Origin of the sequence: Paenibacillus sp. FSL M8-0142, from assembly GCF_038597315.1 — a bacterium.
Lineage (GTDB): Bacteria > Bacillota > Bacilli > Paenibacillales > Paenibacillaceae > Paenibacillus_AQ > Paenibacillus_AQ lactis.
This window is the reverse complement of sequence record NZ_CP152008.1, coordinates 5,990,020-6,001,712: the sequence shown is the minus strand read 5'-3', so window position 1 is coordinate 6,001,712 and position 11,693 is coordinate 5,990,020. Positions and strand designations below refer to the sequence as shown.

At 52.7% G+C, this 11,693-nt stretch carries 10 protein-coding genes and 1 pseudogene; 6 read left to right on the top strand and 5 right to left on the bottom strand.

The features are described from left to right. Positions 1-20: 20 nt before the first annotated feature. From NSQ46_RS27240 to NSQ46_RS27225, 4 genes and pseudogenes are all read left to right on the top strand, one after another. Positions 21-836: pseudogene (locus NSQ46_RS27240) on the top strand (VanW family protein); the annotation flags it as partial. Between the two features lie 414 nt (positions 837-1,250). Then, positions 1,251-1,796 (top strand): NADPH-dependent FMN reductase, encoded by a 546-nt coding sequence (gene ssuE / locus NSQ46_RS27235; protein WP_210094350.1) that lies wholly within the window; start codon positions 1,251-1,253, stop codon positions 1,794-1,796. 96 nt (positions 1,797-1,892) lie between these two features. Then, positions 1,893-2,483: an AAA family ATPase gene (locus tag NSQ46_RS27230; protein WP_210094207.1), complete on the top strand. Its 591-nt coding sequence runs from the start codon at positions 1,893-1,895 to the stop codon at positions 2,481-2,483. Positions 2,484-2,677: 194 nt separating this feature from the next. After that, a complete protein-coding gene (locus NSQ46_RS27225; RefSeq protein ID WP_007130474.1) occupies positions 2,678-3,436 on the top strand; it encodes an AAA family ATPase in 759 nt (252 codons plus the stop codon). 98 nt (positions 3,437-3,534) lie between these two features. Here NSQ46_RS27225 and NSQ46_RS27220 read toward each other — a convergent pair whose 3' ends face one another. The 3 genes from NSQ46_RS27220 to NSQ46_RS27210 form a co-directional block, all read right to left on the bottom strand. Next, the gene (locus NSQ46_RS27220) at positions 3,535-4,332 is read right to left on the bottom strand and encodes a DUF817 domain-containing protein (RefSeq protein WP_050954042.1); all 798 of its coding nucleotides are present in this window, start codon (positions 4,330-4,332) and stop codon (positions 3,535-3,537) included. A 64-nt stretch (positions 4,333-4,396) separates the two neighbouring features. Beyond that, a complete protein-coding gene (locus NSQ46_RS27215) occupies positions 4,397-4,636 on the bottom strand; it encodes a helix-turn-helix transcriptional regulator (RefSeq protein WP_210094206.1) in 240 nt (79 codons plus the stop codon). Positions 4,637-4,646: 10 nt separating this feature from the next. After that, positions 4,647-5,129, bottom strand: a complete 483-nt coding sequence (locus NSQ46_RS27210; RefSeq protein WP_007130471.1) for a DUF2975 domain-containing protein — start codon at positions 5,127-5,129, stop codon at positions 4,647-4,649. 280 nt (positions 5,130-5,409) lie between these two features. Here NSQ46_RS27210 and NSQ46_RS27205 point away from each other — a divergent pair, with 280 nt between their 5' ends. Both NSQ46_RS27205 and NSQ46_RS27200 read left to right on the top strand, forming a co-directional pair. Then, complete coding sequence (locus NSQ46_RS27205; protein ID WP_007130470.1) at positions 5,410-5,550, top strand: hypothetical protein; 141 nt, start codon at positions 5,410-5,412, stop codon at positions 5,548-5,550. Between the two features lie 153 nt (positions 5,551-5,703). Further along, positions 5,704-6,645 carry a GNAT family N-acetyltransferase gene (locus NSQ46_RS27200; RefSeq protein WP_210094205.1) on the top strand — a complete coding sequence of 314 codons (942 nt, stop codon included), beginning with the start codon at positions 5,704-5,706 and terminating at the stop codon, positions 6,643-6,645. Positions 6,646-6,917: 272 nt separating this feature from the next. On the opposite strand, the gene NSQ46_RS27195 is transcribed toward NSQ46_RS27200, so the two are convergent. After that, positions 6,918-7,949 carry a ribonucleotide-diphosphate reductase subunit beta gene (locus NSQ46_RS27195; RefSeq protein WP_210094204.1) on the bottom strand — a complete coding sequence of 344 codons (1,032 nt, stop codon included), beginning with the start codon at positions 7,947-7,949 and terminating at the stop codon, positions 6,918-6,920. A 1,252-nt stretch (positions 7,950-9,201) separates the two neighbouring features. Further along, on the bottom strand, positions 9,202-11,535 hold the full coding sequence (locus NSQ46_RS27190) for a ribonucleoside-diphosphate reductase subunit alpha (RefSeq protein WP_007130467.1): 2,334 nt from the start codon (positions 11,533-11,535) through the stop codon (positions 9,202-9,204). Between the last annotated feature and the right edge of the window lie 158 nt (positions 11,536-11,693).

The following is an 11,693-nucleotide window of genomic DNA, read 5'->3' as shown; positions in this document are numbered from 1 at the left end:
CGAGGGGAGAATGGGAAGTCATGAAACCGGTGAAACGCTCTAAACTAAGGCTTTGGGCGGGAAAACAGTATTTTACCTGCCGGCGCTATTGGGAATGGCTGAAGCAAGGCAGAAGAGGCATGGCACGGATAAGGTCTTCCGAGCCGCTGCACTATCCCGTCTTCAAGCATCGGACGCCGCTGATGCGCCGGCTGAAGGATGTCGACATGTGGTACCAGCATAATAAAGTAATCAATCTGCGCCTTGCGGTGCGACGTCTGGACGGCCTTCTCATCCGTCCCGGCGAAACCATGTCCTATTGGAAAATGATCGGCCGTCCTACCCGGCGCAAAGGTTATGTGGATGGCATGGTGCTCTTTTACGGCGGCTTTAGGGCAGGCATCGGCGGAGGCCTGTGCCAGCTCTCGAATTTGATATACTGGATGACGCTGCATACGCCGCTTCAGGTGACAGAGCGTCATCGCCACAGCTACGACGTGTTTCCGGATTCTGGCCGCACCCAGCCGTTCGGCAGCGGAGCGACCTGTGCTTACAATTATTTGGATCTACAGATTTATAATCCGACGGAGGATATTTATCAGCTGTCGGTATATGTATCAGACGAGGAGCTGATCGGGGAGTGGCGCTGTACGGCTCAGCCGCTGTACCGCTATCAGGTGTATGAGCGGGAGCACCGCATCACGCAGGAAGCGTGGGGCGGATATGCGCGGCATAACGTGATCGGCCGGAAGGTGTTCAGCCGGGAAGGCGAGCTGCTTGACGATGAATGGATTACGGAGAATCATGCGCTTATGATGTATTCTCCCCTGCTTGCCCAGAACGCAGAGGACACAGAGAGTACAGAGAAAGCACAAGCAGCACAGACAGCAGAGAACACAGGGAAAGCACAAGCAGCACAGACAGCAGAGAACACAGAGAAAGCAACCATTTTTACCGGCTGATGAATCGTCCATGTTCATGCACTGCCTGCAGAGCGTTATATGTCGTAGGCGTCCATTGACAAAGACGCAGACACATTGATACGATGATAATAATTCTGACTAATTTGCTCTGATTTGACATTCCGTAACGTTCCGGGAGGGCTGACGGCCCTTATTGATGAACGAAGACTTTGCGGGTGCGTTTATGTAAAGCCTTGGTATATGGAAGTGGAGCATACATACCGTCCGATCTTTCCCGACGGGGGACATTAGCGAGGGTGTCCGGGAGGGGATGACGGAAACATTATGAAAATAACCGAGGTGAGAAAAATGGCGAAAGCTGTCATCATTAACGGGAGTCCGACAGCAGGCTCCCGCTTGAATGCGATTATGGAATATGCCGAGCAGGCGCTGACTGCCGCGAATTTCGAGGTGAGCCGGATTGATGTTGCTTCACTTCCGCCTGAGGATCTGATCCATACCAAATTCGAGAGCGAGCATATCGTCAAAGCGAACGGCCTCGTCGCCGAGGCCGATGCCGTCATTGTAGCGAGTCCGGTATATAAGGCTTCCTATACGGGGGTGCTTAAGACGTTTCTGGATTTGATTCCGCAGAAGGGCCTGGCCGGGAAAATCGTGCTTCCGCTCTTTATCGGCGGTTCATTGGCACATTTGCTGGCGATTGATTATTCACTGAAGCCCGTGCTCTCCTCAATCGGAGCCCGCCATATTCTCGGCGGCGTGTATGCGGTGGACGCCCAGGTGGCTCGTACGGAGGATGGCGGCTTTGATGTAGCGGAGGTGCTTCAAGAGCGCCTGGCTCAAGCGATAGAGGAGCTGATCGAGGAGACTCGTTACCGGACCGGGCGCGGTTAACCGCTTGCCGCTGCTGGCCACTTGATAGATGGAACCAAGATACTTTGAACCTATATACATCAAACCTATATACATCAAACCGTGGAGGGATAGCAATTGCAGAAGCTAGTGTTTTTTGTCGGAGTCGCAGGGACGGGGAAAACCACCGTTGCCAAGAAGCTTGCGGTACGTATACCGGCCGCTTTTCTTGACCGCGATACGGTAGGCGGCCGTTTTGTTGAAAAATTCCTGGAAAGCAACGGACTGGATCCGAATGACCGGGACTCTTCCTTCTATAAGGAAAATCTGCGCGACCTCGAATATGATACAACGAAGGATATCTGCATCGAGAATTTGAATGCGGGGCAGAACGTATTCATGATTTCGCCGTTTACCGCCGAGCTCAAGAACCGCGAGTGGATCAAGGAGGTCATCACGGCCGCTGGCCTGACGAAGAGCGATGTGGACGTGAAGGTGATCGTGGTGACGTTAAAGGATATGGATCTGCAGAAGGAGCGGATTATCGATCGCCAAACGGAGCGGGACCAGTGGAAGCTGGACCATTGGGATGACTTCAAGAAGCGGGTGGATTTCGTGCCGGAAGTGAATTGGGACATTCCGCAGACGTCGATCAAAGTATTCGACAACAGCGGTGATCTTACCGAGGATAAGGTGGACGAGCTGTACCAATTCATCGTGCAGGAATAGAAAGGCCCCCCTTTTTGGCAAAAGGACCGGCTTTTCGTTCACCACGAAGCTTATGCTGCGCGCATGGCAGGCTATCTTCATGAAGCCGTCATGCGCGCTTGTCGTATAGGGAGATGCAGGATAAGCAGGTGCCGAGCATTATGTAACCCGCCGAATCGTAGATTTTAATCATAGGACGCAAGGAGGGAAGGCCCTTGGAGAGCTCTGCCATGCTGGCTTATTTACGAAGCGTTGTGCTTATGAGAGACCGGATACCTTCATTTCGGGAATATCCTTTCAATCTGCCGGCTGTAAACGCGATGGACGGCTTGACGTTCCATCCGAAGGTCACCTACATCGTTGGGGAGAACGGAATGGGCAAATCGACGCTGCTGGAGGCGATTGCGGCGGCACTCGGCTTCAATCCGGAAGGGGGAACGATGAATTTCTCGTTCGCTACCGAGGAAACCCATTCGAGGCTGTATGAATACATCCGAACGGTCCGGGGCGTCCGCAAACCGCGGGACGGCTTCTTCTTCCGGGCGGAGAGCTACTACAACGTTGCGTCCGAGGTGGATGCGATGGAGCGGGAGATTCCCGGGCTGTACGATTCCTACGGAGGAAAATCCTTGCATGCGCAGTCGCACGGGGAATCCTTCTTTGCCACCTTTTTGCACCGGTTCCGCGGGAGCGGGCTGTACATTATGGATGAGCCGGAAGCGGCGCTGTCCCCGTTTCGCCAAATGGCGCTGCTTCGGAGAATCCATGATCTGGTTCAGGAGGATTCGCAGTTCATTATTTCGACGCACTCCCCGATTGTCATGGCTTACCCGGACTCGGTCATTTATAAGCTGACCCCTGAGGGCGTAGAGGAGTCCAGCCTGGAGGAGACGGACCATTATATGATCACCAAGGAATTCGTAAACAACCGGGGAGCGATGCTGCGCGAACTGTTTGCGGACGATGAGGAATAGCGTGATTTTATTCGTAAAACCCGTGTTTCAGCAGAACGCTGCACTAAAAAAGTCGAACCTTACCATGTAAGGATTCGACTTTTTTAATAGCAGGGTCCCTAACCGTTATACCAGTGATCTTTCCTGTCGGAATGCTTTCCCTTTCCTTTGACCAGCTTTAACGTTGCCACGATCAGAAAGCTGACAATCACCAATAAGAGCCATGAGCTCACCTTCCCCAGATGAACGAGACTCCAGGCTTCGGCCTGGTTTGGATATTTCCACGCGCCAAAGAATGTTGCGATATTTTCGGCAACCCATATAAAAAATCCGATAAGTACAAAAGAAAGGGCAAGCGGCATCCGATAACGAGTCCCGTTCACCTCGTAGGTGACCCAGGATGGCCAAAAGACGAGGATGACGAGTCCGGATAACCACCATCGAACGTCGATCCAATAGTGGTGCGTGAAGAAATTTAAATAAATCGCGGCTGCCAGCGTTACAACGAGCGAGAAAGGAGGCCATTTCACCAGTTCAACCTTCAGCCGCCTCCAAGCCTGGCACAGATAACTTGCTACGCTTGCGTACATGAATCCGCTATACAGAGGCACGCCAAAGATTTTAAAATATCCCTCCTCCGGGTATGACCAAGAGCCCATGTGAACCTTGAAAATTTCAAGAGCGAGTCCGATCAGGTGGAACAACGTGATCACTTTGAGTTCATCCCGTGTTTCAAGCCCGGAACGCACCATCCACCACTGCATCAGCAGGCAGATAATGAGAAGCCAGTCGTAGCGCGGAAGGAAGGGAAGCGGCACGAATTTCGTAAAGGCCAATGAGGCAAAAATAACGACCGGAAACAAGCACGATAAGGCCTGCTCCCAACCAAAACGAACGAGCTGTCGTAGTGCCCTCATGCTGCGCGTCTCCATTTTTGAATGGTCCATGAGCAAGCTCCCCTTCTGGAATGGATTCATTGAACTAACTCCCTGATGAATCCCGTTTAACCTGGACGTCTTCATCGCGGTATTCTAAAATATCTCCGGGCTGGCAGTCCAAAGCCTTGCAAATGGCTTCTAACGTTGAGAAGCGAATCGCTTTGGCCTTTCCGTTCTTCAATATCGACAGGTTTGCCATGGTGATTCCTACCCTCTCCGACAGCTCGGTAACACTCATTTTCCGTTTGGCCAGCATCACATCAATGTTGATTATAATTGCCATTGTTTTCACCTCAGACCGTTAAATCATTTTCGGATTTGATATGAATCGCTTCTTGTAAAAGTCTTTGGAGAACAGCGGCAAAGACGGCGATCACGGATGAAGCAAAAATAATGACCAGTCCGAGCACGATGATCCCCGGGGCATCATCTTTCTCCGCCAGGAGATAGAAGAGCGGCATGCCGGCCGCATACAAAATGCTGATCGTAATGGCGCAGTTCCTAATACTCTTTAATGCCTTCACGGACAATTCGGAGAAGGCTTTATTCTGGTCGATGTAGTTTAACAGCTTAAAAGCCTGATACAGAGCTAAGTAAAAGGGGATCGCCGATGCATACAAATCGATGGAAACGAGATATTTTAGATAAACATGGTCCGGATACAATTCAGCCGCGAAACTCGCGATATTAGGCACCACAAATATGCACAAAGCAAGAACCGGAATTCCAATCAGAATAACCGCGATTCTTAAAAAGAGTGTTGTTCCTTGTTTCATAACATGCACCTCGCTTATTTATTGTTCATCATAATAACACGACTTTTATCGTTTATCAATAAATTAATATTGATTAATATTATATTATTGTTGTTATGGAATATTCCTGTCGTCATAAATCCATAGCTGCGATTAGACCTTCAGTCCAGGTAGAATCGGGATGGTAAGGGGATGCGGCGGCGATTTGCCAACCGTTTTGAAATGATGTATTCTATGGGGGATTAAGAACGTACGGCAGGTTAGGAAAGTTCATTTTTTAACGAAGAGGAGGAGTATTCGGATGAAGAAGAGATCGCTTGTTTCGTTGTCCCCCGGCATCGGATACTCCACCGCTGTTTTCTTTGATCTTGGCCAATCACGGGAGAAGTGTGTCCACAATTGGAAACTGAACGCGACCGTTATCCTGCGATCGGCCTCATGATCATGTAAGGATACAGTGGAATAAACGCCACAGGTCGCTTACCTGTGGTGCATGGATCGGCAGCGTACGCCACAGGTATAACCTATGGTGTTTTTTTGTTTTGCCGCATAGGAGATGCGGCCATATCATCCTATCGAAAAAGGAGAGATTTGCATGCAGCTGCAAGGGGAACGTATTGTTGTGAAGCCGGTGGAGCTTTCGGATGCCGAGGCTCTGCTGAAGCTGGAGAAGGAGAATCGGGAGTTTTTTCAGCGGTTTACTGGCAAGCGGGACGAGCATTTTTTTACCAAGGAGGGACAGATCGAACGGATCCGGAAGGCGGTGGACGATCGGGAAACGGATCAAGGCTATCTGTATGCCATTGTATTGCGGGACACCGGGCAGATCATCGGTGAAGTCATGCTGACCGAGCCGGTGCGTGGGAATTTGCAGAGCTGCTGGATCGGCTATTTTCTGGATAAGTCATTCAATGGGCAGGGGTACATGACGGAAGCCGTACGGCTGGTCGTCCGCCATGCCTTCGAGGAGCTGCGGTTCCACCGGATCGAGGCGGGAGTCATGCCGCATAATCTCGGCTCGATGAACGTGCTGTTGAAGGCCGGGTTCCATAAGGAAGGCATCGCCCGTAAAAACGTCAACATCAACGGACGGTGGGAGGACCATCAAACGCTGGCGATCCTAAACGAAGCCGATGAGGAGAAGCGGTCCGGAATTGAACGTTGCAACCCGCCCGTCATTGCGCCGCCGCTCGGTCCGTACACCCATGTCACCAAGGTGCCGCATGGAGCCGCGCTGCTGGTCTTCTCCGGCCAAGTCGGAACCGATCCGGAAGGGAAGCTGCCGGATGACATGAAGCAGCAGGTGGAGCATACGCTTGCGAATATTCAGCGGTTGCTGGAAGCCGAATCGCTCACGGCGGACCATATCGTCAAAATCAATATTTGGGCAGTGGAAGAGGTCGATTGGAGCCATTTCCATGAGGTGTGGGCGAAGTTCCATGGCGGTCGGCCGCCGGCGATGACGATGGCTTATGTGCCGGGGCTTGCGATGCCGGAGCTGAAGGTCGAGATCGAGGTATGGGCGGCTGCCGGATAAGAAAAGGCGGGCAGGAAGAGGGATCGCGTCCAGAGGGAATTCATTCATGTAACCCGTCCAAGTAATTCATCCATATAGCCCATCCAAATATATTCAACAGTTCATCCGCCCAAGTAAAATCATGATGGCATCCATCATGTCATCGAAGTAAATTCATCATCCACCCTGTCATCCATGTAAAAAACCTCCGTCCATCCCTTTGCAGGGATAGCGGAGGTTTTGTCTATGAGAGATAAAAGCTTGGCAGATCCGGGCTTACCTGCGAGTACAGCTTACAGATCGTCAAACCCGTTGTCGTCGCCGACTTTCCCGTAGTTGCGGGACTTCGCTTCGAAGAAGTCAGTCTTCGTTGCATTCAGCGCTTCGTCGGAGAACGGCTTGATCCATGGCATGCAGTTCACGTCCACGCCTTCGTACGCTTTCTCCAGTCCCATCATGGTGATGCGGCGGTTGGCGATGTATTTGATGTAATCGGACAGCTCGTTCAGATCAATGCCGCGCACATTGCTCAGCGTGTAATGCGCCCAGTTCGTCTCCAGCTCGACCGCGCGATCGATCGTGCGGTACACGTAATCGATGTTCTCCTTCGTGTTCAGCTCAGGGAAGTCCTTGAGCAGCTGCTTGAACACTTCAGCGAAGAAGTAGCAATGCTGGTTCTCGTCACGCTGAATGTAGGAGATCATTTGGCTCGTTGCCATCATCTTCTGATCACGGGCCAGGTTATAGAAGAAGGCGAACGTACTATAGAAGAAAATGCCCTCGAGAATCAGGTCGGCGACCATCGCTTCAAAGAAGGATTGCGGCGACGGATTGTCCCGGAAGCTCTGGTAAATGTTCGAGATGAACTGATTGCGCTCCAGCAGAACCGGATCATGCTTCCAGTATTCGAAAATTTCCTTTTGCTCCTGCTCCGTAACGATCGAGGAGAGCACATAGGAGTAGGATTGGTTATGAACGACTTCCTGCTGCCCGATAATGGCCGAGATGGCCTCAAGCGAGGAGTCGGTGAAATAGCGCTTCACGTCGCTGACAAACATCGTCTGCATGGAGTCCAGCACAGCCAGCAGGGAGATGTTGATCTTGAAGGTGCGCTGCTCCTCCGGATCAAGGTGCGGGAATTGCTGCGCATCCTTGGACATCGGGATTTCGTCCGCGATCCAGTGGTTCAGCAGCAGCACCTTGTACAGCTTGTACATATGAGGCATCCGAATATCGTTCCAGTTGAGGATCCCTGAGCATTCGCCCTCAATGATCCGTGTGGAGCGGTTAGGTGCTTCGGTATTGAATATTTTTTGCATTTGCATAACCATTCTCTCCTTGCATTTATAGTAGGGCGGGTATCAACAGGACGGGTATCCACTCTCCGGCCGCTGTTGTCCGCCCTTTGCCTGAATGTATTGTGAAGGGTGCAAAGGGCTCCCAAAGGCGGACGTAAACTCCTCCGATTGGATACCCTTACCCTTGTAGTCTTTTTTATTGCTTACTCAACGGATGTTCGCTTCGCGCTCGACTAAACGCAAGCAGCCCGCTCATTGTGTTTGCGCCACATGAGCAGCGAATCCCAAAGGGAGAGCGATCCTTGCAGGAAGTTGAACCAAACACGCAAGCAGCCGCTCATTGTGTTCGCGTCGCATGGGCAGCGAATCCCAAAGGGAGAGTGATCCTTGCAGGAAGTTGCACCAAACACGCAAGCAGCCCGCTCATTGTGTTTGCGCCGCATGAGCAGCGAATCCCGAAGGGAGAGCGATCCCTCGCAGGAAGCCTCGCCAAAAACGCAGGCAGCCGCTCATTGTGTTCGCGCCGCATGAGCAGCGAATCCCGAAGGGAGAGCGATCCTTGCAGGAAGTTGCACCAAACACGCAAGCAGCCCGCTCATTGTGTTTGCGCCACATGAGCAGCGAATCCCAAAGGGAGAGCGATCCTTGCAGGAAGTTGCACCAAACACGCAAGCAGCCCGCTCATTATGTTCGCGCCGCATGAGCAGCGAATCCCGAAGGGAGAGCGATCCCCGCAGGAAGTTGCACCAAAAACCGCACGCAGCCGCTCATTGTGTTCGCGCCGCATGGGCAGCGAATCCCGAAGGGAGAGCGATCCCCCGCAGGAAGCCTCGCCAAAACCGCACACAGCCGCTCATTGTGTTCGCGCCGCATGAGCAGCGAATTCCGAAGGGAGAGCGATCCCCGCAGGAAGCCGCGCCAAAAACGCACGCAGCCGCTCATTGTGTTCGCGCCGCATGAGCAGCGAATCCCGAAGGGAGAGCGATCCCCGCAGGAAGTCGTACCAAACACGCAAGCAGCCCGCTCATTGTGTTCGCGCCGCATGAGCAGCAAATCCCGAAGGGAGAGCGATCCTTGCAGGAAGTTGCACCATCAAAGCACGCATGAAATCATTCGTCCCTGCGCCAACATTCCAGCGTTCCCGCAGGGAGAAAGCGCTCCTAGCACCAAAGTACCTGGGAGAAGAAGCGCCTCACCCAATCATTCCACAAACTTGCGGGTGTCCAGAGGGCAGAGCCCTTGGGGCCCTCCCTTGGAAGGGAGGGTTTGGGTGGGTTCGTTAGCTAGCACAGCTTTCGCATTCCTCGATCGTCAGCGCACGGCTGCGCACATAGTACGTCGTCTTGATGCCGGCTTTCCAGGCATGCAGGTGCAGGTCCAGGAATTCCGATGCCCGGATGTCAGGACGAACATACAGGTTGAAGCTTTGCGCCTGGTCCACATGACGTTGACGGGCAGCAGCCATTTTAATGGACCAATGCTGGTCGATCAGGAAGGCTGTTTTGTAATACCAGATTGTTTTTTCAGACAGATCCGGAGCCGGGTTGGCCACTTTATACGTCGTCTTCTCTTCATAAGACAGCAGCTCATACAGCGGGTCGATGCTAGCCGTAGAACCGGCAATGATCGACGTGGAGCCGTTCGGTGCGATCGCGAACATCCACGCGTTGCGGACGCCGTTCTCTTGAACTTCCTTCTGCAGCTCGCGCCACTGCTCGGTGGTTACGAATTTGCCTTCATGCTCGCCGTCGGTGTAACCGCGGAACGTAAAGTATTCGCCGCTTTCCCAGGCAGAGCCTTTGAATTTCGGATAGTGGCCTTTTTCCTTGGCCAGCTCCATGCTGGATTTCACGAGCAGGTAATTGATGTGTTCGTACAGATTATCATTGTATTCAACCGCTTCGTCGGATTCCCAGCGGATGCCTTCGAGGGCCAGCAGATGATGCAGGCCGAAGGTGCCGAGTCCGACAGCGCGGTACTGGCTGTTCGTATATTGAGCTTGCAGCACTTCGATATTATTGATGTCGATAACGTTGTCCAGCATGCGAACCTGGATCGGTACGAGCCGCTCCAATACGCCGGCAGGCACTGCACGCGCCAAGTGAATGGAGTTCAGGTTGCAGACAACGAAATCGCCAGGGATTTTCGAAATCACGATCCGGGTTTGGCCGTCTTTGGTGACGAGCTCTTCTTGCTCAACCACGGTTGGCGACTGGTTCTGCATGATTTCCGTGCACAGGTTCGAAGAGTAGATCATGCCGTGGGCGGAGTTCGGGTTCGCACGGTTTACTGTATCGCGGTAGAACATGTACGGAGTTCCGGTCTCCAGCTGGGATTTCATGATCCGCTTCATAATATCGATCGCTTGTACCGTAATGCGCGGCAGGTTCGGATTCGCTAAGGCTTCCGCATATTTCTCGCGGAACGCGCCTTGACCCGGCGTTTGATCGTAGAAGTCCTCAAGGCCGAGCGGGCGGCCGTTCTCATCTTTCCAGCCCATGATCTTCTTCACTTCATGCGGGCAGAACAGGCTCCATTCTTCACGGGCTTCAACAGCCTCCATGAACAGGTCAGGCAGACATACGCCGTGGAACACGTCATGCGCTCTCATGCGCTCATCGCCATTGTTCAGCTTCAGATCCAGGAAGGACAAAATATCCTTGTGGAACACGTCCAAATAGACCGCAATGGCGCCTTTGCGTGTGCCGAGCTGGTCAACGCTCACCGCCGTGTTGTTCAGCTGGCGGATCCAAGGGATGACGCCGGAGCTGGTGTTCTTGTGGCCGCGGATATCGGAGCCGCGTGCGCGGACCTTTCCGAGGTAGACGCCGATGCCGCCGCCCATTTTGCTGAGACGGGCTACGTCGGTGTTGGAATCGAAGATGCCTTCCAGGGAATCGTCAACGGTGTCGATAAAGCAGCTGGAGAGCTGGCCTGCGACCTTCTTGCCGGCGTTGGACATCGTTGGCGTTGCGGCCGTCATGTACAGATTGCTCATTGCCCAGTACGCTTCCTTAACAAGCTCGAGGCGTTTGTCTTCAGGCTCCTGGTGCATGAGGAACATGGCAATGACCATGTAGCGCTCCTGCGGGAGCTCCATCACGCGCCCGTCGAAATCCGTTGCAAGGTAACGCTCGGCCAGCGTCAAGAGACCGATGTAATCGAACAGCAGGTCGCGGCTTGGATCAATGCACTCGCCAAGCTCCTCGATTTGCTCCTTCGTATAGCAGGTCAGAAGGTCTTCACGATAGATGCCCTTCTGGACGAGCTCCGTAATGAGCGGATAGAAAGCGCCGTATGGCTCTTCCGGATAGGCTTTGTAGCGGCGGTTGTGGGCCGCCTTTTTATATAAAGATGTTAGGAATGAACGAGCCGCCGCAAATTTCCAGTCAGGCTCTTCCTTGGATACAAGCTCAAGCGCGGACATCGTGAAGGCATTGCTGATTTCCTCGCCGGTAACTTGCTCACCGCGGAGTTTGGAATTCACGCCTCGAAGCAGGCGCTCCTTGTCTAGCATGTCCAATCCCTTCAGGATCCGGTCGGCATAGACGGAGAGGCGGATTTCATCGAAGGCAAGCTGACGGTTGTTTGGTTTAACTACGAGCTGGGGCATACAAAAATCCTCGCTTTCTTTGGGGGAAATTGAAAAAAGAACATGAAAAAAACATTTTCTAAAACCTAAGGGCAGGCTTGAAAATGTCCGTGCGCTGTGGATGGTTTGAATAAAGCTGACATAAGCCCATATTTGGGCATGATGTTATGTACAGACGC